This window comes from Streptomyces sp. NBC_00727, from assembly GCF_045161745.1.
Classification (GTDB): domain Bacteria; phylum Actinomycetota; class Actinomycetes; order Streptomycetales; family Streptomycetaceae; genus Streptomyces.
In genome coordinates this window covers 2,136,149-2,160,305 of sequence record NZ_CP108981.1, presented here as the reverse complement: position 1 = coordinate 2,160,305, position 24,157 = coordinate 2,136,149, and the positions used below count along the sequence as shown (strand labels likewise).

The window sequence follows — 24,157 nt, the reverse complement described above, 5'->3', positions numbered from 1 at the left end:
GACCCCGCTCCTCAAACGCCGGAGGGGCTTGTTTCCCTCGGTCGAGCGGAACCTGAAGCCCGAGGAGGGGACAGCTCCGCGCAGCGGCACCGCACCCGCACCCCGCGCCGCACCCGGCGTCAGCCGGCGAGCTCCGCTGCGACGAGCTCCGCGATCTGGACCGCGTTCAGCGCGGCGCCCTTGCGCAGGTTGTCGCTGGAGACGAACAGCGCCAGCCCGTTCTCCACGGTCTCGTCGTTGCGGATGCGCCCCACGAAGGACGCGTCCTTCCCCGCGGCCTGCAGCGGCGTCGGGATCTCGGACAGCTCGACGCCCGGCGCGTCCTTCAGCAGCTCGTACGCGCGCTCCACGGAGACCGGGCGGGCGAAGCGGGCGTTGACCTGGAGGGAGTGGCCGGAGAAGACCGGGACGCGGACGCACGTACCGGAGACCTTCAGCTCCGGGATCTCCAGGATCTTGCGGGACTCGTTGCGGAGCTTCTGCTCCTCGTCCGTCTCGAAGGAGCCGTCGTCGACGATCGAACCGGCCAGCGGCAGCACGTTGAAGGCGATGGGGCGCTTGTAGACGTCCGGCTCCGGGAAGTCCACGGCCGAGCCGTCGTGCGTGAGCCTGTCCGCGTCGGCGACGACCTTGGACGCCTGGCCGTGCAGCTCGGCGACACCGGCCAGACCGGAGCCGGAGACCGCCTGGTACGTGGCGACGGTCAGCGTTTCGAGCCCCGCCTCCTCGTGCAGCGGGCGCAGCACGGGCATGGCGGCCATCGTGGTGCAGTTCGGGTTGGCGATGATGCCCTTGGGGCGGTCCGCGACCGCGTGCGGGTTGACCTCGGAGACGACCAGCGGGACCTCGGGGTCCTTGCGCCAGGCGGAGGAGTTGTCGATCACGACGGCGCCCTGCGAGGCGACCTTCTCGGCCAGCGCCTTGGAGGTCGCGCCGCCGGCGGAGAACAGCACGATGTCCAGGCCCGTGTAGTCGGCCGTGGCGGCGTCCTCGACGGTGATCTCGCGTCCCTGCCACTCGATGACGGAGCCCGCCGAGCGCGCGGAGGCGAACAGCCGCAGCTCGTCGGCCGGGAACTTCCGCTCGGCCAGGATGCTGCGCATGACTGTGCCTACCTGACCGGTGGCGCCGACGATTCCGACCTTCACAGGAACTCCCTCAGACGTACGAACGGGCACGGTTGCCGGTCCATGATGCGTCTGTCCACGGCAGCCTTGTCCAATCCATTGTCCGACCTGCGGACGAGTGGCGTGCAGCACAGTGGGGCGGGTGCCCGGTGAGCACCCGCCCCACTGCCGTACGGATCACACGTTCAGCACGGTGTGACTACGAGATGACCTTCTGGATCACGACGCTGCCGGTGCCCGCCGAGGTGCCCCGGGCGTTCACCAGGCTCACCTCGCCGAAGAACTGCCGGCCCGCGGGAGCCGCGCCGGCCACCTTCACCTGCGCGCCGACCGTGGCCGACGCGCCGGCGGCCAGGTTCACGGCCTTCGACTCGTCGACGGAGATCGTGCCGAGTGACGCCGAGTAGTACACGTCCCGGTAGTCGTACTCGGTGGTCCCGGCCGGGACGTCGTACCCGTCGATGAGCACGGTGTACGTGCCGGCGGCCGGCTTCACCAGGCTGACGGACTCCTCGGAGCCCGCCGTGGTGGAGGCGCCCACCTGAGCGGCACCCTTGTACACGTACAGGTCGAGGTCGGCGTTGGCGTCGGAGGTGCCACCGATGGCGACGTCCAGCTTCTCGACGCCCTCACCGATGGTGACCTCCTTGACGTACGAGCCGCCGGTGGAGATCGACGGGCGCTCGACCGCGGCCGAGCCCAGCGAGCCGCCCTTGAGCTTGCCCTCCAGGGCGCCGGCGTTGTTGGTGACCTTCCAGTCGACCGGGGCCGGGGTGCCGATCTTCGCCTCGGCGAGGGTCCGCACCGCCGGGTCGAACGTCGCGCCGAGCAGCGCCACGTCCAGCTTGTACGGGTTGTCCAGCAGCGGCGACGTGCGCCGGGCCTCGACCTCGATCTCCCAGACACCGGGCTGCGGGTCCGCGTAGGAGCGCGCGTCCGGGCGGCAGGTGTTGGACGGGTTCTCGTAGTTCGGGTAGCAGTACGGCGTACCGCTGTCGTCGACCGGCACCCCGTACGGGTGGATGGAGATGAAGCGGGTCTGGCTGCCCGAGCGCAGGGCGCTCATCGCGACCTCAAGGGTCCTGGCGCCCTCCGGCACGGTCACGAAGTACGACGTGGTGCCGTTGCGCTGCACCGAGCCGGACGCCTTGAACGCGTAGGACGGCTTCACCAGCTCCTTGGAGACGACGACCGTGGTCAGGATCTGCTGGTCCGTCCCGGCGGTCTTCTTGTCGTCGAGCTGCAGGATCGCGCTGTGCACGCCCGCGCTGCCCGGCTTCGCCTGGACCTTGACCGTCACCGGCTTGCCCAGCGGCAGCGAGACCTTCTTCGAGCCGACGAGCTTGAACGTGCCGTCGTTGTACTTCCAGGAGAGCTTGTGCGCGACCTTCTTGTCCGGGCCCGTGGTGCGGGTGACCGTGACGTCGTAGGTCTTCTTCTGGCCGGCCTTGAGGCCGCCCTCGCGGTCGTACAGGCCGGTGCCGAAGCCGGGGGTCTTCAGCGCGAAGTCGATCGCGGTGTCGACGGGGGCCTTGACCGTGTACTCGTGTGCCGGGGCGCCCTGCTTCGCGATCAGCTTCCAGGCGTCGACGATGTTGATCAGACCGGCGCCCTGGGCGTGCGCGGGCACGTCCTTGATCTTGGTGGCGGTGCTGGTCAGCGCGGTGCGCAGGTCGGCCGGGGGCAGCTCGATGTGCTTCTGCTTCGCGGCGGACAGCAGCAGCGCGGTCGCGCCGGCGGCCTGCGGGGAGGCCATCGACGTGCCCTGGAGCATGGAGTAGCCGGCCGGGAGCGAGTAGCCCGCCTCCTTGACCGGTGAACCGGGCAGCCAGGTCTGCGTCGAGTTGATCGCCGCGCCGGGGGCCGTCAGGGTCGGCGCGAAGCCGCCGTCCTCGCGCGGACCCGCCGAGGAGAAGGGCAGCATGTCGTACTTCTTGGTGACGTTCGAGCCGTAGTTGGCGGCCCAGGTCTCCTTGGAGATGGACGCGCCGACCGAGATGACGTGGTCGGCGAGGCCGGGGTCACCGATGGTGTTGACGCCGGGGCCGTCGTTGCCGGCCGAGATGACCAGCTGGACGCCGTAGATGTCGACGAGCCGCTTGTACAGCTCGGCGCGGGCGTTGTTGCCGTCGTTCAGCGGCGGCAGGCCGCCGATCGACATGTTGACGACGTCGACGCCGCGGTTCACGACGAGGTCGATCATGCCCTCGGTGAGTGCGATGTTGGTGCAGCCGCCGGACCAGGTGCAGGCGCGCGAGGAGACGATCTTCGCGCCGGGCGCGGCACCGTTCATCTTGCCGCCGAACAGGCCGTTGGCGGCGGTGATGCCCGCGACGTGCGTCCCGTGCTCGGACTCGATGACGCCGATGGAGACGAAGTCGGAGGTGTCGCCGGCCGCGTTGTAGACGACGTCCGCGCGGTTCTCGACGACGAACGGGATGCGCTCGGAGACGTCGGTGCGCGGGTTGTCCTTGCCGAAGTAGGAGACCTGGTGCTTCTCCTTGTACGGCCTGAGGGCGGTGTCGTCGGTGAAGTCCGCGTTGTCGTTCAGGTCGACGCGGGAGGCGCCGGAGACCGGGTCGTACAGCACGGCCCAGGTGTCGGTGGTGTCGCCGTCGCGGTTCAGGTCGCCCGCCATGTCGCCGCCCTTGGTGGCGGCCTCGGCGAACACGCTGATGCGGTACGAACCCTTGGGGGCCTTGTACGTACGCCCCTTGTACGTGAACACCGGACCGGAGACGGCGTCCGTCATCCGCAGCCAGGTGCCGTCGCCGTCGCTCACCGGGTCGGTGGCGGTCACCCAGTCGGTGATCTTGCGCTCGCCGGTGGTGGTCTTCTGCAGCGCGGGGTGCGCGATGTCGACGCCCGCGTCCAGGACGCCGATGGTGATCCCGCGGCCGTCGGCCTTGGGGTGCTGCTTCACGAAGTCGACCGCGCCCGTCTCGAAGGACGGGTTGTACGGGTTCTTCGCCGGCGTCTTCTTGCCCGGCGCCGGGTAGCTGCCGGTGGACTTCACCTTCGCCTTGCTGCCCGTCGCCCGGTCGGCCGCGGGCGTCGGGTCGTCCAGCTCGACCTCCTGCTTGAGGTCGATGCCGTGGACGGAGCTGAGCTTGGAGGCCGCCTTGATGGTGGCCTCGGCGGTCGCGGTCGGCACGGTCGCCCGTACGTACCCGAGCTTGTCGTACGCACGCCCCAGCACGGAGCCCTTGACGGCGTCCAGCTGCTCGGTGACCTGCTCGGTCGCGCCGGGGGCGGTCGCGACCATCATGGTGACGTTCTTCTCGCCCTTGGCCTTGGCCTTGGTCAGGACATCGGCGTCGGCGGTGCCCAGCTTGTCCGCGGGAGCGGTGCCGGCGGCCTTGACGGGTGCGGTGGCCGGGTCGTCGGCGGCGAACACGGGGGCGACACCGGTGGCGGCCAGCGCGGCCACCAGACCGGCGGCGGCCGCCACCCGGGCGGCACGTCTCGCTCCGGATATGTGAGCGGGGGATTCGGAGGTCATCAGCATCCCTGTATGTGAAAGAGAGAGTCCGGAAATCGGTACCGGATGACCGCTCACCCTGTCGTAAATGACAGGGCCTTGTGGAGAGTTGCGGGATGCTTGTTGCGGACATGGCGGAATTCCGCCACCGGGTCCGAAGTGTCACAGGGGACGAATGGGCCCATAGGTGACGAGAATTCGGTCATGTCGGGCGATCGGCAAGGTGTCGCCGCCGATTCAGCGGGGCAGGATCATCACATACGCCGCCGGCTCCCGGTCCGCCGCGGCCATCAGCGCTGTCCGGACCACCGTCGCCTGCTGCTCGCGCGCGTCGCGCAGATTCCTCGGCGTGAGATGGACGACCGTGACACCGAGCCGCTCCAGGTGCTCGCGCCGCGCGGCGTAGGCGGACCAGTCCGCCTCGTGCTTCTCGTCGTGCCGGCTGTGGCGCGGCGCTCTGGTGTCCAGTTCCACGGCGACCGCCTCCTCGGGCCAGTAGGCGTCCACGCCGCCCAGGTGCGGTCCGCCGGGCAGCCGCAGGTCCACGTTCCACAGGGGCTCCTTGAGCCCGTGCGTGCGCACCATGTCGTACAGCCGCTCCTCCGCCATGGCCCGGCCCTCCGCCAGCAGGGTGTCCACCGCGTGCACCACCTGCGGCCGGCCGAGCACCTTGGCGCGGTTCAGCTCGCCGACCACCGCGGCCGGTTCGCAGTGGCCGCCGCGCACCGCCTCGGTGAGCAGCCGGCGCACCGTGACCCCGTCCCCGAGCCCGGCCACCGCGTCCGCCAGTGCCCGCGCCACCGGGGCCGCCGGCAGCCCCTCCACCCGTTCCGGGCAGGGCGGTTCGGCGGTCCGCAGCAGCCTGGCGTATCCGGCCGACCGCAGCCGCCGCACCCGGGGCACCAGCACGTCGATCCGCTCCACCGAGGCGGCGGGCGGCGCGACGGCGAAGCCGTACAGCGAGAGCGCGGCGAGCCCGGTGAGCATCGCCTCGCCGTACGCCGGGTCGGCGGCCCGCGAGGATGCCGCCCGGCGCCCGGAGACCGGCGGGCGGCCCGCGTACAGCAGGGCGGACCGCAGCCGCTCCGGGCCGCTGAGCGGGCCCGGGTGCAGGACGAAGACACCGGGCAGCGGCTGCTGCCACGGCCCGCCCGCCCCGCACTGCTCGACGGCCCGCGCTGCGGGCACGCCCATCGCCTTCAACTGGGCGGCGGACAGCACACGTTGACGCGCACGGGCGGTGACGGAGTGACAGGGCGGGAGCGGGGTGTTCTGGGTCATGCTCCGGTGTATCCCGCCGACGGACGGGACTTTAACCCCTGTTACAGGGCCGTCGACATACCCGGACAAGAACACCGTCCTGCATCACAACCCAGCCCGTCCGGCGTTTGAGGACGGAACCCCTGCCCGGGACCGGGGCAAGGGTTCCCGGACGGTCAGGCCACCGAATCCGCCGCCTGCGCCCGCAGACCCCGGGCCAGGTCGTCCCGAGCCTCCAGCACCAGCCGCCGCAGCGCCGGCGCCGCGTCCGGCCGGGACTCCAGCCACGCGTCGGCAGCCTCCAGCGTCGCCGGGTCGTCCTGCAGGGACGGGAACAGCCCCTTGACCACGGCCATCCCGATCTGGATCGACCGCTCGGCCCAGACCCGCTCGATCGCCTCGAAGTACCGCTGGGCGTACGGCGCCAGCAGCTCCCGCTGGGACGACTGCGCGAAGCCCGCGATCGTCGCCTCCACCAGGGCGTTGGACAGCGCGTCCGATTCCACGACGTCCGCCCACGCCCGGGCCTTGACCCCGGCGGACGGCCGGGAGGCCAGGCACCGCACGTGGTGCCGCTTGCCGGAGGCCGTGTCGTCCCGGGCCAGCTCCGCGTCGACCGCCGCCTCGTCGGCCGCGCTGTGGGCGACCAGCGGCGACAGGAACGCCCAGCGCAGCTCCTGGTCGACGTCGAGCCCGTCGATCCTGGCCGTGCCGTCGAGCAGCCCGGACAGCAGCTGGAAATCGGTGTCCGACGTGGCGACCGACGCGAAGAACCGCGCCCAGGCGAGCTGGTGCTCGCTGCCCGGCTCGGCGAGCCGCAGTTCGCCGAGGGCGCCCTCGGCCAGCGCCCGGCCGCCCTCCGCGCGCCACTCGGGAGCGGCGTAGTGGACCAGCGCGGTACGGGTCCAGGCGTGCAGCATCTGGAGCACCCCGATGTCCGTCTCGCGCCCGGCGAAGGCCAGGACCAGGGAGACGAAGTCGCGGGCCGGCATCAGCCCGTCCCGGGTGAGGTTCCACAGCGCCGACCAGCACAGGGCGCGGGCCAGGGGGTCCGTGATGTCGCCGAGGTGCGCGCGCAGGGTCGCGAGGGAGACCTCGTCGAAGCGGACCTTGCAGTACGTGAGGTCGTCGTCGTTGACGAGGATCAGCTCGGGCCGCTCGGCCCCGGCCAGCTCCCCGATCACCGTGCGCGGGCCCGACACGTCCGCCTCGGCGCGCGCGTAACGCACCAGCTCCCCTTCGGGGGTGCGGCGGTACAGGCCGACGGCGACCCGGTGGGGGCGCAGCTCCGGGTGGGACTCGGCGGCCTCCTGGAGGACGGCCAGCTCGGTGATCCGGCCGGCCGCGTCGTACGTCGCCATCGGGGTCAGCGAGTTGACGCCCGCGGTCTGGAGCCAGGAGCGCGACCAGGCGGTCATGTCCCGGCCGGACGTCTCGGAGAGCACCGACAGCAGGTCCCCGAGCCGGGTGTTGCCGTAGGCGTGCTTCTTGAAGTAGCGCCGGGCGCCCTCCAGGAACGCGTCCCGTCCCACGTACGCCACGAGCTGCTTGAGGACGGAGGCGCCCTTGGCGTACGTGATGCCGTCGAAGTTCAGCTTGGCGTCCTCCAGGTCACGGATGTCGGCCGTGACCGGGTGCGTGGAGGGCAGCTGGTCGGCGCGGTACGCCCAGGACTTGCGGTTGTTGGCGAAGGTGATCCAGCCGTCCTCGAAGCGGGTCGCGCCGGTCATCGCGAAGACGCCCATGAAGTCCGCGAAGGACTCCTTCAGCCACAGGTCGTCCCACCACCGCATGGTGACGAGGTCCCCGAACCACATGTGCGCCATCTCGTGCAGGATGACGTTGGCCCGGCCCTCGTACGCCGCCTGCGTCACCTTGCCGCGGAAGATGTACTCCTCGCGGAACGTGACGCAGCCCGGGTTCTCCATCGCACCGAGGTTGTACTCCGGTACGAACGCCTGGTCGTACTTCCCGAACGGGTACGGGTAGTCGAAGTTGTCGTGGAAGAAGTCGAGGCCCTGCTTGGTGATCAGGAAGACGTCGTCGGCGTCGAAGTGCTTGGCGAGCCCCTTGCGGCACATCGCGCCGAGCGGGATCTCCAGCGTCGTCCCGTCCTCGAAGGTCCGGCTGTAGGAGTCGGTGACGTAGTGGTACGGGCCAGCGACGACGGCCGTGATGTACGTGGAGATCGGCTTGGTCTCCGCGAACCGCCACACCCCGCCCTCGCGGGACTCCTCCGCGCCGTTGCTCCACACCGTCCACTCCGCGGGCGCCGTCACCCGGAATCGGTAGGGCGCCTTGAGGTCGGGCTGCTCGAAGTCGGCGAAGACGCGGCGCGCGTCGGCCGGTTCGTACTGGGTGTAGAGGTAGACCTCGCCGTCCTCCGGGTCCACGAACCGGTGCATGCCCTCGCCGGTCCGGCTGTACGCGCACTGCGCGTCGACCACCAGGACGTGTTCGCCCTCCGCCAGGTCCGTCAGCGCGATCCGCGTCCCGTCGAAGACGGCCGCCGGGTCCAGCCCGGTGCCGTCCAGTGTCACCGCGTTCACCGAGGGAGCGATGAGCTCCGCGAAGGTGGACGCGCCGCCGCGCGCCGCGCGGAACCGGATCGTCGTCACCGAACGGAAGGTCAGCGGACCCTCCGCCCGCTCGTCCCGGCCGGGCTCGCCGATCGCGGAGCGGACGTCGAGTTCGACGTCGTAACCGTCGACGGTCAGCAGCTCCGCCCGCTCGCGGGCCTCGTCTCGGGTCAGGTTCTCGCCGGGCACGGCACACTCCTTTGTGTCACGTTCGAATAATTTGATCCTCCCATGCCGCCTCCCGGCCCCGCGGGCGGGAATGGCCGGAGCGTCGTCCGGTGTTCTCGCGCACAGACTTGCCTACAAATGCGATCGTCCGTTCGAGGAGAGAGATGTCTGACAACAGCACCGCGACCGGCAGGACCCCCGTCGACTTCTGGTTCGACCCGGTCTGCCCCTGGGCCTGGATGACCTCCCGCTGGATGCTGGAGGTGGAGAAGGTCCGCGACGTCGAGGTCCGCTGGCACGTGATGAGCCTGTCCGTGCTCAACGAGGACCGGCTCGACGACCTGCCCGCCGAGTACCGCGACATGCTGGAGAACAAGGCGTGGGGCCCGGTACGCGTGGTGGTCGCCGCCCAGCAGCTCCACGGCGACGAGGTGGTCGGCCCCCTCTACACCGCGCTCGGCACCCGCTTCCACAACCTGGGCGAGGGCGTCACCCGCGAGGCCGTCGAGGCCGCGCTGAAGGACGTCGGCCTCCCCGTCGAGCTGGCGGACCATGCGGACTCCGACGCCTACGACACCGAGCTGCGCGCCTCCCACAAGGAGGGCATCGGCAAGGTGGGCCAGGAGGTCGGCACGCCGGTCATCGCCGTGCCCGGCTCCGACGGCGAGCAGCTCGCCTTCTTCGGCCCGGTCGTCACCCCCGCGCCCAAGGGCGAGGAGGCCGCGAAGCTCTGGGACGGTACCCTGATGGTCGCCTCGATCCCCGGCTTCTACGAGATCAAGCGCACCCGCACCCAGGGCCCGATCTTCGACTGAGCGCACACCGCGTCACGGGGACCGGTCGCGGACCGGTCCCCGCCGCCGTCTGTGACGCCACCGTGACGCAAGATGTGACCTGGCACACAGCCCGGCCCCGGCGCCCTTTGATCTTCTGGGCGGATGCGTCCCGCCACCGCCACCGCCCTCGTCCTGTGTGCCGCCCTCGCGAGCACCGCGCTGCTCGCCGGATGCGGAAAGGAGACGGCCGCCGGTGGTGCCTCGCCCGGGGCCACCTGCACGCCCGCCGAGCCGGTCGCGGACCCCGCCGGGCGGACCTGGGACAACGTCCGGGTCGTCAGCGGCGAGTGCGGCCCCTCGGGCGCCCCGTCCACCGGGTTCGAGGTCACCAACACCGACAAGGTGCCGCTCACCTTCACCCTCACGTTCACCCTGGTCAACGGCTTCGGCGAGGCCATGGACAGCACCACGCGCACCGTCGAGGCGGTCGAGCCCGGCCAGACCGTGCGGCGGCCCCTGGACGCCGAGGACGGACCGGGCTCCGCGCGGACGTACCGGGCCAGGATCACCAAGGTGCGGGCCGTCCCGGCGGACGGAGCGGGCGGCGACTGCCCGTCCTCCGGGGTTCGCATCACCAACGACCGGGGCGACGCCGCGATGGGCCTGCGCGTCGTGGGCATCCACCTCGCCAACTGCGGCACCACCGACTACCGCCTGAACGGCTACCCCGCCCTCCGGCTCCTCGACGAGGACCGCGAGCCGGTGAGCGGGGTCGAGATCCTGCACGGCACCACCGCGATCTCCACCGGCATCGGCGGCGACGCGGCGCCCCGCCTCGTCACGCTGCACCCGGGCGAGAGCGCGTACGCCAACCTCGCCTGGCGCAACACCACCACCGAGGGCGACCCGGTGAACGCCCCCTACGCCGAGGTCACCGCGAAGCCCGGCGCCAAGCCCGTGACGGTCACCCCGGAGCTCGACCTCGGCACCACGGGCCGGCTCGGCGTCGGCCCGTGGACGAAGACCCCGGCAGGTGCCGGTCAGGAGTAGGCGTTCAGCCGCCCACCGGGCTGTGCACGAGGACCGGGTCGCCGACCCGCACCACACCCTCGCGGACCACCGCGTTCTTCACGCCGAAGCTCAGCTTGTTCCCGAAGTCGGGCTCCCTGCGGTACGTGGCCAGCGTGCGCACCGGCTCCGGACCGGCGCGGCGGCCGGTGCGCTGGTCGACGAGGGGGACGTTGCACCGCAACGCCCGTACCGAGTAGGCGAGTTCGGCGGTGCCCAGGGTCATCCGCGCCACCCGGTCCTCGAAGTGCGGCTCGTCGTCACCGGTCAGCACGATGTTGGCCCGGAAGCGGTCCATGGGGACGGGCGCGGCGTCGCCCCGGGCCGCGATGCGGGCGTTGAGACCGGCCAGCGAGGACGTCGAGGCGACCAGGACCGCGTGCGCGTCGGCGAAGTTGAGCTTGCCGGGGGTGTCTCCCCAGCCGTCCCGGTCGAAGCCGGGACGCACCCGTACCAGCCGGGAGGCGGCTCCCAGCACCTCGGAGAACCACTCGGCGGCCTCGTCCCCCTGGTCGACGGCCTCTCCGAGGTCCCGGCCGAACATGCCGACCTCGCGGCGCGGCCCGTCCGGGGTCACGTCGAACCGCAGCGGTCCGGTGCCCTCTGCGGACAGGGCGAGGACCGCCCCGGAGTCCACGACCCGGGCGCCGACCGCCGCCATCGCGGGGTGGGTGCGCTGACTGCGGAAGGCGCCGTCGGCCGCGTCGACCACCATGAAGGTCCGGTCGTGCGCGAGGCCGGTGGCGGTGACCCGCGCGGAGTCGACCGCGGTCCCGGCACAGCCCTTGACCGGGTAGTACACCAGCTCGTGGACGGTGATCGTCATGACGTGCTCCTCATGCCGGACATCATGACAGCCGGGGGATGCGACAGGGAGGCCCCCGCCTGTCACGTCCAGGCAGGGGCCTCCCCTTCATCCGCCTGCCCGGTGAAGGCTGAGAAGACGATCACGAGGCAGGACGTTCGGCGCGCCCCGGTGCGGGGCGCCGGCTCAGGGCGCGAGCAGCAGGACGTCCGCGCGCTCCTTGGCGGCGGCGTAGCGCTTGGCCACGTCCTGCCAGTTGACGACGGCCCACATCGCCTCGATGAAGTCGACCTTCTGGTTCTTGTACTGGAGGTAGAAGGCGTGCTCCCAGGCGTCGAAGACGAGGACCGGGACCGAGCCCTGGCCCACGTTGCCCTGGTGGTCGTAGACCTGCTCGACGATCAGCTTGCCGCTGACCGGCTCGTACGCGAGGACGCCCCAGCCGGAGCCCTGCGTGGTGGCCGCGGCCTTCGTCAGCTGGGACTTGAAGCCGGCGAAGGAGCCGAAGGACTCGGTGATCGCGTCCGCGAGGTCGCCGACACCGTCCGCGGCCAGGGGCTCGCCGCCGCCGTCACCGGTCATGTTGTGCCAGTAGATCGAGTGCAGGATGTGGCCGGACAGGTGGAAGGCGAGGTTCTTCTGGAGGCCGTTGACCGCTCCCCACGCCTCCTTGTCCCGCGCCTCCTCCAGCTGCTCCAGGGTGTCGTTGGCGCCCTTCACGTACGCGGCGTGGTGCTTGTCGTGGTGGAGCTCGATGATCTGCGGATTGATGACCGGTTCGAGCGCGGCGTAGTCGTACGGAAGTTCCGGGAGCGTGTACGTGGCCATTGGTTTCGAACCCTCCAACTGCTGACAAGTTGTTATTGCAACCTCTATGCAGGAGCAGGCTAACAGCAGAAAGGCGAAACGCCGGGTCAGTCCTTCGGCTTAGGACTCGTGTCTTGGAGGAAGTGCACAGTTCCGTCTACGTGCTCCCGCCGGCCCGCTCCTGACGCATCCGCCCCCACCTCCGTGACAAGCGTCACGCCCCGCGGCGATTGCGCGGCCCTTCTTGTGTGAATCCCACCAACGCCCCAACCGCCGCTTTGTGGGCCGTTGATGGTGATCGAGCACGGCTCCGTCGGATAGCGTCACGATCAGCCCGTCCCCGTATGCCCCACCCTCAACCCCCGCGGAGTCCCCGATGAGCACTGCTGCCGCCCCCGCCCGCACCGGAGCGGTCCTCGCCGACCTGCTGCCCGCCGCCCGGCACCGCTACGCCGTGGACACCGCCCTCGTGCTCGGCGGCGCCGCGCTCACCGGCATAGCCGCCCAGATCGCCGTGCCGGTCCCGGGCTCCCCGGTCCCCGTCACCGGCCAGACCTTCGCCGCCCTCCTCGTCGGCACCGCGCTCGGCGCCCGCCGCGGCTTCCTCTCCCTCGCCGTGTACGCCCTCGTCGGCATGGCGGGCATGCCGTGGTTCTCGGCCGGCAGCTCCGGCGCTGGCGGCGCCTCCTTCGGCTACGTCCTCGGCATGCTGCTGGCCGCCACCGTCGTCGGCGGCCTCGCCCGGCGCGGCGGCGACCGCTCGGTGCTGCGGACGGCCGGGACGATGGTCCTCGGCTCGGCCATCATCTACGCGGTCGGCGTGCCGTACCTGGCGCTGTCCACCGGCATGTCGGCGAGCGCCGCGATCGCCGCGGGCCTGACGCCGTTCCTGCTCGGCGACGCGCTGAAGGCGGCGCTGGCCATGGGCGCGCTGCCCGCCTCCTGGAAGCTCATCGGCCGCCGGGGCTGAACACCGCAAGAGCTCCGCAAGACTGCAGCGGAGGCCCGCCGTCCCGCACCGCGGACGGCGGGCCTCCTCGCGTCTGCCCGGCACCGGGCACGCCCCACCCCCTTCGTCGGCGCCCCTGCGCCGCACGTGCCACACTCCTCCCATGCGCGTGTACCTCGGATCCGACCATGCCGGTTACGAACTCAAGAACCACCTCGTCGAGTGGCTCAAGGCACAGGGCCACGAAGCCGTCGACTGCGGCCCCCACATCTACGACGCCCAGGACGACTACCCGCCGTTCTGCCTCCGGGCCGCCGAGAAGACGGCAGCCGACCCGGACAGCCTCGGCATCGTGATCGGCGGCTCCGGCAACGGCGAGCAGATCGCCGCCAACAAGGTCAAGGGCGTACGCGCCGCACTCGCCTGGAGCGAGCAGACCGCCGCGCTCGGCCGCGAGCACAACGACGCCAACGTGCTCTCCATCGGCGGTCGGATGCACACGGTCGAGGAGTCCACGAAGTTCGTCGAGATCTTCCTCGCCACCCCGTACTCCGGCGAGGAGCGGCACACCCGCCGCATCGACATGCTCACGGCGTACGAGAACACCGGCGAGCTCCCCCCGATCCCCGCCCACCACCCGCAGCAGGGCTGACCCCGCTTCCCGTGCCGCCGGTCCGTCCGGCGGCACAGCCATGTCCGCCCCCCGTACCACCCAGGAGACCCGCCAGCGTGCCCGAGGGACACACGATCCACCGCCTCGCCGCCGACCACCGCGAGCGCTTCGCCGGCGGGCCGGTGCGGGTGAGCAGCCCGCAGGGGAAGTTCGCGGACAGCGCCGCCCTGCTCGACGGCCGGGTCCTCGGCACGGCCGACGCCCACGGCAAGCACCTCTTCCTCGGCTTCCCGGACACCGGCTGGGTCCACATCCACCTCGGCCTGTTCGGCAAGCTGAACTTCGGTACGGTGCCGGCCCCGCCGCCCACCGACACCGTCCGGCTGCGCCTGGTCAACGACGCGCACCACGCGGACCTGCGCGGCCCGACCACCTGCGCCCTGATCACCGACGCCGAGAAGCGCGCGATACACGACCGGCTCGGCCCCGACCCGCTGCGCGCCGGCGAGGACGGCGAACGGGCCTGGCAGCGGATCTCCCGCAGCCGGACCACCGTCGCCGCCCTGCTGATGGACCAGAAGGTCATCGCGGGCGTCGGCAACGTCTACCGCGCCGAGGTGCTGTTCCGGCACGGCATCGACCCGTACCGGGCGGGCAGGAACCTCACCCGCCGCGAGTGGGACGCGATCTGGGCGGACCTGTGCGAGCTGATGCGCGAGGGCGTACGGAACAACCGGATCGACACCGTCCGCCCCGAGCACCTGCCCGAGGCGATGGGCCGCCCGCCACGCGTCGACGACCACGGCGGCGAGGTCTACGTCTACCGGCGCGCCCGCCAGGGCTGCCACATCTGCGGCACCGGAATCCGCACCGCCGACCTCGCGGCCCGCAACCTCTTCTGGTGCCCCGGCTGCCAGTCCGCGTAATCCGCACGGTCTACTCGCCGGTACGGCACCGAGCGCGCCGATTTCGAACACATTGTCACCGGGTCCCCCTGCACCGGAGGCCCCCGGGTGGATAAGGTCCCCGCAATGGCCCGACGCGCAGGAGCAGAGACGTACCCGGCCCGATTGCGGAAATCGGCGCACCGGGCCTACAGCACGCTGCGCCGGTCCGGGGTCGACTACTTCCGCGGCGACGGCTCCGACTGGATCGCCCTGGCCGGCCTGCTGCTCGTCATCCCGGCCATCACCGCGGTCACCCTGGCCGACCCGGTCTGGTGCGCGCCCACCATGCTCGTCCTGCCGATCGTCGCGGGCGGCCTGCTGCTGCGCCCCGCCAGCCTCCTCGGCCTGTACGCGACGGCCGCCGCCGCCCTCATCGTCGAGTCCATCTGGCTCGGCCCCTACGAGGACGGCCCGGCCAGGGTCACCCCCGGCACCGTGCTCACCGTCGCCGCCTGCGGGCTCTTCGGGCTCGTCCTCGCCCAGTTCCGCGCCCGGGTCGGCGTGCCCTGGCGGCGCGGCGGCACCATGCTCTTCGACCTGCGCGAACGCATCCGGGTCCAGAGCTCGCTGCCCCGCCTCCCGCAGGGCTGGCACCGCGAGATGGCCCTGCGCCCGGCCGGCGGGCAGTCCTTCTCCGGGGACTTCGTCGTCGCGGCCCGCACCCACGGCGGCCGCACCCTGGAAGCCGTCCTCACCGACGTCTCCGGCAAGGGCATGGACGCCGGCTCCCGCGCCCTGCTGCTGTCCGGCGCCTTCGGCGGGCTCCTCGGCTCACTGCCCCCGCACGGCTTCCTGCCCGCCGCCAACGGCTACCTGCTCCGCCAGGACTGGGACGAGGGATTCGCCACCTCCATCCACCTGGTCCTCGACCTGGAGACGGGCGACTACGAACTCCTGTCGGCGGGCCACCCGCCCGCCCTCCAGCTCCACGCCGGCAGCGGCCAGTGGGAGGAGATGGCGGCGGAGGGCCCGCTGCTCGGGGTGTACGACGGCGCCGAGTTCGACCCGGTGAAGGGCCATCTCGCCCCCGGCGACGTGCTGATGCTGTTCACCGACGGACTGGTGGAGGCGTCCGACCGGGACATCGCGGAGGGCATCGACCGGCTGACCGGGGAGGCCGACCGCTATGTCAGCACCGGCTTCGAGGGCGCGGCCTGGCACCTGATCGAAGCCTGCGCCAAGGACGTCAACGACGACCGGGCCCTGCTGCTCCTGTCACGGAAGTCCTGAGCCGGCCCCGACCGGACCGGGCTCACGAAGTGCCGGCCAGGATGGTGGAGGGAGGCTGACCGCGACGGCGGCCGGCACCGGCCACAGCGCATCCTGGCCACCCCCGGCGCCCTGCTCGTCAAGGAGGCCGATCTCGCGCACAACGCCGACCCGGCCCGCCTCGCGGTGCTGGAACCGGCCACCCGTACCCGGCTGACCGCGAAGTATGCGCGGACACGGAGGTTGTTGGGGCTCACCGCGCCGGACGCGCCCCCGAAGCGTCAGGATTGAGCCAACACCGCCCGATGACACGACGAAGCCCGGCCACCGGGGCCGGGCTTCGTGAGGTGCGCGGAGACGTCAGATCTTGGCGGCGTCCCGGCGGAACGCCCAGTCCATGTCCGGTTCGGTCACACAGCGCAGCGCCCGCCGCACCGGCGGCGTGCACAGCAGGGTGACGGCGGCGGAGGCGACCACGGTCACGATCACCAGGCCGGCCGGGCCGACCAGCCAGGGGTGGTCGTCGAAGATCCCCGCGTAGTCGGCGCCCTTCACCAGGAAGCCGTGCAGCAGGTAGCCGCAGATCGTGCCGGCGCCGAGCACCGTGAACCACATGTGGCGGCGCGGGACCAGGGCCAGGAACCCGGCCGTCAGCAGCACCGCGCAGCCGAACATCGCCAGCGTCATCACCGCGCCCGACCACCAGGGCGCGCCCATGTCCTGGGCGCTGGAGTCGCGCAGGAACCAGCCCAGCTGCATCCGGGGCGCCGCCCAGTACGCGAAGACCAGCGCGACGGCGAACAGCGGGAGGGCGAGCAGCCGTGCCTCGCGGCGGCGGACCAGGTCGAAGTGCTCGGGCTTCAGCTGGAGTCCGAGCACGAAGAAGGGCAGGAACTGCAGGACGCGCGGCAGGTCGAGGTCGTCGCCGACGCTGGGGGCGAGCGAGGCGAGGACGGCGATCACGAGCGAAACGGCCAGCGGGTGGCGGAGATTGCGCCACAGCGGTGTGGTGAGCCGCCAGATGAACAGGGCGGCCAGGAACCAGGTCAGGTACCAGGGCTCCAGCAGGCTGACGGCCGCGTCCGGCTGGTCGTTCGCGTACCGGCGGAACAGCGAGTACGCCGTCTCGAACACCACGTACGGCACGGCGACACCGGTGACCAGCCGCTTTACCTTGGCGGGACTCAGGTCGAACGACCGGGAGAAATAGCCCGAGATGAGGATGAAGGCGGGCATGTGGAACGTGTACACCACCATGTACAGCGCGCGGGCCGTCCGGCTGCCGTCCATGACCGGGACCCACGAGTGCGCCACCGCGACGAGCACGATGGCGAGGTACTTGGCGTTGTCGAAGAAGGCGTCACGCTTCTTGGCCGGGCCGCTCCGGGCGGGCCGCTCCGCCACCGGCGCCGGGGCCTCCCGGACGGCCGTCGGCGCAGGGCGTCTGGGCTCCGGCTCCCCGGTCGCCGGGGGAAGCGTGGCCCTCTGCATTGCGTTCGGAGCGTGGAACATCTCAGGCACCCTAGACGTCTCGATTGCCATCCGTAAAACCGCCGTTGAATAGCGCGTCTTCCCTGCATATCAAATGGCAAACCCATGGAACGTGCCCCCTATGACCCGTTTCATGCGCATCAAATGGTGCAAACCGCCGGGTGGTTGACGGAAGTGAATTACCTCGCGTTCGCCACCCAATTCGCCTGTGAATAAACTGTGTGGATACGGAAACGATCAACGTTGCATATCGCGTCCGAAGTGCGGTCGCGTGAGAACGGGCGGACCGGTGCCGACGGCCCGGAACGCCGCCCGGGCCCCGGACCGTGCGGTTCCGTTCCCGCCGGGCGCACAGGGGGCGCAAGGGGCGCAGGATGGCGCGATATCGACAGGTCGCTACGTCACCCGGCCACACCCCGGGGGGAGTTGGTGGCACGATGGATACGACGGAGGGTGCACGGCCGCACATCTCCGGGCCGGCAAGGCGGACCGACCGAGGGTGTGAGCAGTCGTGGCCATTTCGCTGTCTGTGGTGCTTCTGTTGGGGATCATCCTGGTGGTCATGATCCGAAGCGGCTCCATCAAAGCCGGGCCTGCGATCGTCGCGGCGCTCTTCGGCTTCTTCCTGGCGCCGACGGGCATGGGCCCGTCGATCAACAGGTTCATCGACTCGATCGTCGACTCGATCAGCCAGATCACCTTCTGAGCCGCCGCACGGCGCCTCGCGGCCCCGGGCCGCGAGGCCGGTGCGACGCGGAAAGGGCCCGGTCCACCGGACCGGGCCCTTCGCGATGGAGCGGGCGACGGGAATCGAACCCGCGTAGCTAGTTTGGAAGACTAGGGCTCTACCATTGAGCTACGCCCGCAGACACGGCACCGCAGGTCACGACGACCGCGGCACGGAAAGCATCGTAGCGGGTCGCGGGCGCCGCCCGCACATCCCTTCCCCGGGCGACGCGCGCCGCGCGCAAAGCGGGCCGCCCGGCGCCGGGCGCCATGTACCCTACGTGTCGCACCGACGGGGTGTGGCGCAGCTTGGTAGCGCGTCCGCTTTGGGAGCGGAAGGTCGTCGGTTCGAATCCGGCCACCCCGACCATCGGCAAGATCGCATTGCGGGAGTTCTCCCCCTTGCCGTTACTATGCAAAATGCGTGCCCGTGTGTCTGATGTACCGGGCTCGGTCCGCGAAGCCGCCCCCCGTGCGGTGGAGCAGAACCCCAAGAAGTCAGCCACCAAGGAGACCGAACCGTGAAGAGCGCCGTGGAGACCCTGAACCCGACCCGGGTTCGGCTCAGCATCGAGGTGCCCTTCGAGGAGCTCAAGGACAGCCTCGACGCGGCGTACAAGAAGATCAACCAGCAGGTCACGGTGAAGGGGTTCCGCAAGGGCAAGATCCCCAGCCGGGTCATCGACCAGCGGTTCGGCCGTGGTGCTGTGCTGGAGGAGGCCGTCAACGACGCGCTCCCGAAGTTCTACACCGAGGCCGTCAACGAGGGTGAGCTCAACGTCCTCGGCCAGCCCGAGGTCGACATCACGGAGCTGAAGGACGGCGAGCTGCTGGCCTTCACCGCCGAGGTGGACGTGCGCCCCGAGATCGAGATCCCGGACTACTCCGGCATCGAGGTCACCGTCGACGCCATCGAGGTCACCGACGAGGACCTCGAGAAGGCCGTCGAGCAGCTGCGCGGCCGCTTCGCCTCCACCAACCCGGTCGAGCGCGCCGCCGCCGACGGCGACGTCGTCACGATCGACCTGGAGGCCAAGGTCGACGGCGAGATCCTGGAGGACGGCGTGGCCGAGGGTGTCTCGTACACCATCGGTTCCGGCGAGCTCCTCGAAGGCATCGACGAGGCCGTGACCGGTCTGGAGGCCGGTGGCGAGGCCACCTTCACCTCGCAGCTGAAGGGCGGCTCGGCCGAGGGCAAGGACGCCGAGGTCACCGTCAAGGTCAGCGCCGTCGCCGCCCGCGAGCTCCCCGAGCTGGACGACGACTTCGCCCAGATGGCCAGCGAGTTCGACACGCTGGAGGAGCTGAAGGCCGACAGCCGCAAGCGCCTGGAGAGCACCAAGCAGTACGACCAGGCCACCCAGGCCCAGGAGCGCGTCCTGGAGGAGCTGCTGAAGCTCGCCGAGGTCCCGATCCCGGAGAAGCTGCTCGCGGACGAGGTCCAGACCCGCAAGCACAACCTGGAGCACCACCAGCTCGGCCAGATGGGTCTCACCCTCGACAAGTACCTGGAGATCCAGGGCAAGACCCTCGAGGAGTTCGAGGCCGAGACCTCCGAGCAGGCCGTCAAGGGCATCAAGACCCAGTTCATCCTGGACGAGCTCGTCAACAAGGAGAAGCTCAACGTCAACCAGGAGGAGCTCACCGAGCACCTCATGCGGCGCGCCGCTTCCTCCGGCATGAGCCCGGACCAGTTCGCCCAGGCGGTCGTCGAGGGCGGCCAGGTGCCGATGCTCGTCGGCGAGGTCGCCCGCGGCAAGGCGCTCGCCGTGGTCGTCGAGGCCGCCAAGGTCGTCGACACCAACGGTGAGGTCGTCGAGCTGGAAGATGATGAAGACGCGGCGGAGGAGACCACGGAGGCCGCTGAGGCCACCGAGGCCGCCGCCGAGGAGAAGACCGAGGCCTGAGCCTCGCGCCGACCCCGTACGACGGGCCCCGGACGCCACCGCGTCCGGGGCCCGTCGTCGTACCGGCGGACGTTTCGCCACAACCCGCGTGCCCGCTGCGGACCTTGCGCTCCCAGCGAACAGTCGCGGAAGCGGGATGGCGTTGTTCCACCTGCGCGTTAGGGTCCATGAAGAGGAAGGGTCGGGTAGTCCCGGCCCACCCGGTACGAAGACGCTGAGACGGCCGGAGCCGTCAGAGACGAGCAGGTGGATACGTGACGAATCTGATGCCCTACGCCGCCGGAGAGCCGTCCCTCGGTGGAGGCCTCGGTGACCAGGTCTACAGCCGGCTGCTCGGCGAGCGCATCATCTTCCTCGGTCAGCAGGTCGACGATGACATCGCCAACAAGATCACCGCGCAGCTGCTTCTCCTCGCCGCCGAGCCGGAGAAGGACATCTACCTCTACATCAACAGCCCCGGCGGCTCGGTGACGGCCGGCATGGCGGTCTACGACACCATGCAGTACATCCCGAACGACGTGGTCACCATCGGTATGGGCATGGCGGCCTCGATGGGCCAGTTCCTGCTCACCGGCGGCACCGCCGGCAAGCGCTTCGCGCTTCCGAACACCGACATCCTCATGCACCAGGGCTCGGCCGGCATCGGCGGTACGGCCTCGGACATCAAGATCCAGGCCCAGTACCTGCTGCGCACCAAGCAGCGCATGGCGGAGATCACCGCCCGCCACTCCGGCCAGACCGTGGAGACGATCATCCGCGACGGCGACCGCGACCGCTGGTACACCGCGGAGGAGGCCAAGGACTACGGCCTCATCGACGAGATCATCTCGATCGCATCGGGCGTTCCGGGCGGCGGCGGCACCGGCGCCTGATCCGGGCCCCCGGACAGCGCCGTACCGCACCGCGCATCTCTCGTACGCCGAGACACCCAGCCACAGAACGCCACCAGGATGGTGAACACCCACATGAACAACTTCCCCGGCGCCTCCGCGAGCGGCCTCTACACCGGCCCGCAGGTGGACAACCGCTACATCGTCCCGCGCTTCGTGGAGCGCACCTCGCAGGGCGTGCGCGAGTACGACCCGTACGCGAAGCTCTTCGAGGAGCGCGTGATCTTCCTCGGCGTGCAGATCGACGACGCCTCCGCCAACGACGTCATGGCGCAGCTGCTCTGCCTGGAGTCGATGGACCCGGACCGGGACATCTCCATCTACATCAACAGCCCCGGCGGCTCGTTCACCGCGCTCACCGCGATCTACGACACGATGCAGTTCGTGAAGCCGGACATCCAGACGGTCTGCATGGGCCAGGCGGCCTCCGCCGCCGCGGTGCTGCTCGCCGCGGGCACCCCCGGCAAGCGCATGGCGCTGCCGAACGCCCGCGTCCTGATCCACCAGCCGTCCTCGCAGACCGGCCGCGAGCAGCTCTCCGACCTGGAGATCGCGGCCAACGAGATCCTGCGCATGCGGACCCAGCTGGAGGAGCTGCTCGCCAAGCACTCCACCACGCCGATCGACAAGATCCGCGACGACATCGAGCGCGACAAGATCCTCACCGCCGAGGACTCCCTCGCCTACGGGCTCGTCGACCAGATCGTGTCGACCCGCAAGAGCGCGGCCGGAGCGATCGCCTGACACGCCCTGGCCCCTTGGCACGGTGGCGAAACCCGGCTCCGGCCGTGTGAACCGTGCCAAGGGGGGCCCGAATGGGGGGCCAGGCAAGGTACCGTCGGATAGAGGCACAGGAGCCGCTGAACCAGGCGTCTCCCAGGCGAAGGGGAAGCACCTCGTGGCACGCATCGGTGATGGCGGCGACCTGCTCAAGTGCTCGTTCTGCGGAAAGAGCCAGAAGCAGGTGAAGAAGCTCATCGCGGGACCCGGTGTGTACATCTGCGACGAGTGCATCGATCTCTGCAACGAGATCATCGAGGAGGAGCTCGCCGAGACGAGCGAGGTCCGCTGGGAAGAGCTTCCCAAGCCGCGCGAGATCTACGAGTTCCTCGAGGGATACGTCGTAGGCCAGGAGCCCGCGAAGAAGGCCCTCTCGGTCGCTGTGTACAACCACTACAAGCGGGTCCAGGCCGGCGAGAACGGCGGCGGCGCGGGCCGCGACGACGCGATCGAGCTCGCCAAGTCCAACATCCTGCTGCTGGGCCCCACGGGCTCCGGCAAGACGCTGCTCGCGCAGACGCTGGCCCGCATGCTCAACGTCCCGTTCGCCATCGCCGACGCGACGGCGCTGACGGAGGCCGGCTATGTCGGCGAGGACGTCGAGAACATCCTGCTGAAGCTGATCCAGGCCGCCGACTACGACGTCAAGAAGGCCGAGACCGGGATCATCTACATCGACGAGATCGACAAGGTCGCCCGCAAGAGCGAGAACCCGTCGATCACCCGTGACGTCTCCGGCGAGGGCGTCCAGCAGGCCCTGCTGAAGATCCTGGAGGGCACCACCGCCTCCGTACCGCCGCAGGGCGGCCGCAAGCACCCGCACCAGGAGTTCATCCAGATCGACACGACGAACGTCCTGTTCATCGTGGGCGGCGCCTTCTCCGGCCTGGAGAAGATCATCGAGTCCCGGGCCGGCGCCAAGGGCATCGGCTTCGGCGCCACGATCCGCTCCAAGCGGGAGATCCAGGCGAGCGACCAGTTCCAGGAGGTCATGCCGGAGGACCTGGTGAAGTTCGGGATGATCCCCGAGTTCATCGGCCGCCTCCCCGTCCTGACCTCGGTCCACAACCTGGACCGCGAGGCCCTGCTCCAGATCCTCATCGAGCCGCGCAACGCGCTGGTCAAGCAGTACCAGCGCCTCTTCGAACTCGACGGCGTGGAGCTGGACTTCGAGCGCGAGGCGCTGGAGGCCATCGCCGACCAGGCGATCCTGCGCCAGACCGGCGCGCGCGGCCTGCGCGCGATCATGGAGGAGGTCCTCCAGTCGGTGATGTACGAGGTCCCGTCCCGCAAGGACGTCGCCCGCGTCGTCATCACCGCCGACGTGGTCCGCAACAACGTCAACCCCACCCTGGTCCCGCGCGAGCCGCGCACGATCGGCAAGGGCGACGAGGGCCGCCACGAGAAGTCCGCGTAACGCTTCGCGGTAGTCGCACGTGCGCGAAGGGGCGCCCCGCCGGAAGAACCGGCGGGGCGCCCCTTCGCGTCGCCGCGGGTCAGATCTTGGTGCGGGAGGCGTTGTAGAGCTTGGCGGCGAGGTCGGCGACTTCCTCGGTCGGCATGCTCTTGTCGGTCATGGCTGCGCCGAGGTCGACGGCGATGACGATGCCGACGGTGCTGTAGTCGGTCCAGATGCACACCGGGGTGAGGATCTCCTTGGGCCCGTTCTGCACGGTCCCGTCTGCCTTCTTGTTGACAGTCTTGAAGGTCTGGCACTTCATCAGCGCCCCGTCGAAGTCCTTCGGACTGGCGGCCTCGGGCGAGCCGACGAGCGAGACCTCGGTGTCGCCGTCGCCCTCGTCCTTGATCATCGCCTCCTTGGCGCTGGCGAAGGCGGCGTCGAGCGTCTTCGCCGGGTTCTCGACCTCGCCCCACACGCCCTTGAGCATGAGCATCTTTGACGTGAGCGGGTTCTTCTCGATGTCCCCGCTGCCGTAGACGGCGCTGGCCTCGACGGGCGACTTGACGCCCATCTCCTCGGTCTCGGTCTTGTCCTTGCCGGTCAGCGGCCCGGTCTTGTTGTCGGAGTCGGTCTTGTCCTGCTTGTACTCGCCCACCGCGTCCGGCGGCGTCAGCTTGTAGCCCTTGGTGGAGGACGCGACGGAGGTGCTGCCGCCGTCCGACGTCAGGAAGTACACCCCGCCCCCGATGACGGCCAGCGCGACGACCGCGGAGGCAACGATCAGGCCCGTCTTCTTCTTCTGTGGGGCCGGGGCCAGCGGCGGGAAGCCCGGCTGCTGGCCGTAGGCCTGCTGGCCGCCGTACGGGGGAGTGGGGGGCTGCTGGCCGTACGGGCCGGGCTGCTGGGCCGGCGGGTAGCCGTAACCGGGCTGGGGCTGCTGTTGGGGCGGAACGCCCTGGGGGGCCTGCTGCGGGTAGCCGTAGCCGGGCTGGCCCTGCGGCGGCTGCTGACCGCCGTACGGGCCCGGCTGCTGGCCGTAGGGTCCGGGCTGGCCCTGCGGCTGCTGGCCACCGTACGGACCCGGCTGGTTGTAGCTCATCTGCGGTGTCCCCTGTTCGTGATACTTACGCGTTGCGAACATCCTGACGGAAGGCTCGCGCGCGCGGACCACC

At 70.5% G+C, this 24,157-nt stretch carries 19 protein-coding genes, 2 tRNA genes and 1 pseudogene; 13 read left to right on the top strand and 9 right to left on the bottom strand.

Going from position 1 to position 24,157, the window contains the following annotated elements; genetic code table 11:
• Window positions 1-119 precede the first annotated feature (119 nt).
• From OG242_RS09645 to pepN, 4 genes are all read right to left on the bottom strand, one after another.
• Window positions 120-1,148: an aspartate-semialdehyde dehydrogenase gene (locus tag OG242_RS09645; RefSeq protein WP_405897748.1), complete on the bottom strand. Its 1,029-nt coding sequence runs from the start codon at window positions 1,146-1,148 to the stop codon at window positions 120-122.
• Between the two features lie 178 nt (window positions 1,149-1,326).
• Window positions 1,327-4,635, bottom strand: coding sequence for a S8 family serine peptidase (locus tag OG242_RS09640; RefSeq protein ID WP_405897747.1), 3,309 nt, complete (start codon window positions 4,633-4,635; stop codon window positions 1,327-1,329).
• A 210-nt stretch (window positions 4,636-4,845) separates the two neighbouring features.
• The gene (locus OG242_RS09635) at window positions 4,846-5,889 is read right to left on the bottom strand and encodes a hypothetical protein (protein WP_405897746.1); all 1,044 of its coding nucleotides are present in this window, start codon (window positions 5,887-5,889) and stop codon (window positions 4,846-4,848) included.
• Between the two features lie 155 nt (window positions 5,890-6,044).
• Window positions 6,045-8,636 (bottom strand): aminopeptidase N, encoded by a 2,592-nt coding sequence (pepN, locus tag OG242_RS09630; protein WP_405897745.1) that lies wholly within the window; start codon window positions 8,634-8,636, stop codon window positions 6,045-6,047.
• A gap of 143 nt (window positions 8,637-8,779) precedes the next feature.
• Here pepN and OG242_RS09625 point away from each other — a divergent pair, with 143 nt between their 5' ends.
• Both OG242_RS09625 and OG242_RS09620 read left to right on the top strand, forming a co-directional pair.
• A complete protein-coding gene (locus OG242_RS09625) occupies window positions 8,780-9,430 on the top strand; it encodes a DsbA family protein (RefSeq protein WP_405897744.1) in 651 nt (216 codons plus the stop codon).
• Window positions 9,431-9,553: 123 nt separating this feature from the next.
• Window positions 9,554-10,441, top strand: coding sequence for a DUF4232 domain-containing protein (locus OG242_RS09620; protein WP_405897743.1), 888 nt, complete (start codon window positions 9,554-9,556; stop codon window positions 10,439-10,441).
• 4 nt (window positions 10,442-10,445) lie between these two features.
• Here the strand turns inward: OG242_RS09620 and OG242_RS09615 are convergent, their stop codons facing one another.
• Together OG242_RS09615 and OG242_RS09610 are read right to left on the bottom strand one after the other, a co-directional pair.
• Entirely contained in the window at window positions 10,446-11,285 is an 840-nt protein-coding gene (locus OG242_RS09615) for an MOSC domain-containing protein (protein ID WP_405897742.1), read from the bottom strand.
• 165 nt (window positions 11,286-11,450) lie between these two features.
• Window positions 11,451-12,092 (bottom strand): superoxide dismutase, encoded by a 642-nt coding sequence (locus tag OG242_RS09610; protein WP_329025207.1) that lies wholly within the window; start codon window positions 12,090-12,092, stop codon window positions 11,451-11,453.
• A 355-nt stretch (window positions 12,093-12,447) separates the two neighbouring features.
• On the opposite strand from OG242_RS09610, the gene OG242_RS09605 reads away from it, so the two are divergent.
• The 5 genes and pseudogenes from OG242_RS09605 to OG242_RS09585 all read left to right on the top strand — a co-directional run.
• Window positions 12,448-13,041 (top strand): biotin transporter BioY, encoded by a 594-nt coding sequence (locus tag OG242_RS09605; protein ID WP_405897741.1) that lies wholly within the window; start codon window positions 12,448-12,450, stop codon window positions 13,039-13,041.
• A gap of 142 nt (window positions 13,042-13,183) precedes the next feature.
• The gene (locus OG242_RS09600; RefSeq protein WP_405897740.1) at window positions 13,184-13,672 is read left to right on the top strand and encodes a ribose-5-phosphate isomerase; all 489 of its coding nucleotides are present in this window, start codon (window positions 13,184-13,186) and stop codon (window positions 13,670-13,672) included.
• A 77-nt stretch (window positions 13,673-13,749) separates the two neighbouring features.
• Window positions 13,750-14,559 (top strand): Fpg/Nei family DNA glycosylase, encoded by an 810-nt coding sequence (locus OG242_RS09595; protein ID WP_405897739.1) that lies wholly within the window; start codon window positions 13,750-13,752, stop codon window positions 14,557-14,559.
• 105 nt (window positions 14,560-14,664) lie between these two features.
• The gene (locus OG242_RS09590; RefSeq protein ID WP_405897738.1) at window positions 14,665-15,810 is read left to right on the top strand and encodes a PP2C family protein-serine/threonine phosphatase; all 1,146 of its coding nucleotides are present in this window, start codon (window positions 14,665-14,667) and stop codon (window positions 15,808-15,810) included.
• 87 nt (window positions 15,811-15,897) lie between these two features.
• Window positions 15,898-16,080 (top strand): annotated as a pseudogene (locus OG242_RS09585) (phosphohydrolase); the annotation flags it as partial.
• A 69-nt stretch (window positions 16,081-16,149) separates the two neighbouring features.
• On the opposite strand, the gene OG242_RS09580 reads toward OG242_RS09585, so the two are convergent.
• The gene (locus OG242_RS09580; protein WP_405897737.1) at window positions 16,150-17,301 is read right to left on the bottom strand and encodes an acyltransferase family protein; all 1,152 of its coding nucleotides are present in this window, start codon (window positions 17,299-17,301) and stop codon (window positions 16,150-16,152) included.
• Window positions 17,302-17,791: 490 nt separating this feature from the next.
• Between OG242_RS09580 and OG242_RS09575 the strand changes: the two genes are divergently transcribed.
• On the top strand, window positions 17,792-17,986 hold the full coding sequence (locus OG242_RS09575) for a hypothetical protein (RefSeq protein ID WP_093708837.1): 195 nt from the start codon (window positions 17,792-17,794) through the stop codon (window positions 17,984-17,986).
• A gap of 86 nt (window positions 17,987-18,072) precedes the next feature.
• On the opposite strand, the gene OG242_RS09570 is transcribed toward OG242_RS09575, so the two are convergent.
• Window positions 18,073-18,146 (bottom strand) — tRNA-Gly (locus tag OG242_RS09570).
• A gap of 153 nt (window positions 18,147-18,299) precedes the next feature.
• On the opposite strand from OG242_RS09570, the gene OG242_RS09565 reads away from it, so the two are divergent.
• From OG242_RS09565 to clpX, 5 genes are all read left to right on the top strand, one after another.
• Window positions 18,300-18,376, top strand: a tRNA-Pro gene (locus OG242_RS09565).
• Window positions 18,377-18,527: 151 nt separating this feature from the next.
• Window positions 18,528-19,913: a trigger factor gene (gene tig / locus OG242_RS09560; RefSeq protein ID WP_405897736.1), complete on the top strand. Its 1,386-nt coding sequence runs from the start codon at window positions 18,528-18,530 to the stop codon at window positions 19,911-19,913.
• Between the two features lie 266 nt (window positions 19,914-20,179).
• A complete protein-coding gene (locus OG242_RS09555; RefSeq protein WP_191134184.1) occupies window positions 20,180-20,785 on the top strand; it encodes an ATP-dependent Clp protease proteolytic subunit in 606 nt (201 codons plus the stop codon).
• A gap of 78 nt (window positions 20,786-20,863) precedes the next feature.
• Entirely contained in the window at window positions 20,864-21,547 is a 684-nt protein-coding gene (locus OG242_RS09550; RefSeq protein ID WP_405897735.1) for an ATP-dependent Clp protease proteolytic subunit, read from the top strand.
• A gap of 154 nt (window positions 21,548-21,701) precedes the next feature.
• Complete coding sequence (gene clpX / locus OG242_RS09545) at window positions 21,702-23,000, top strand: ATP-dependent Clp protease ATP-binding subunit ClpX (RefSeq protein WP_018103185.1); 1,299 nt, start codon at window positions 21,702-21,704, stop codon at window positions 22,998-23,000.
• A gap of 79 nt (window positions 23,001-23,079) precedes the next feature.
• On the opposite strand, the gene OG242_RS09540 is transcribed toward clpX, so the two are convergent.
• Window positions 23,080-24,084 carry a hypothetical protein gene (locus OG242_RS09540; protein WP_405897734.1) on the bottom strand — a complete coding sequence of 335 codons (1,005 nt, stop codon included), beginning with the start codon at window positions 24,082-24,084 and terminating at the stop codon, window positions 23,080-23,082.
• Window positions 24,085-24,157: the final 73 nt, after the last annotated feature.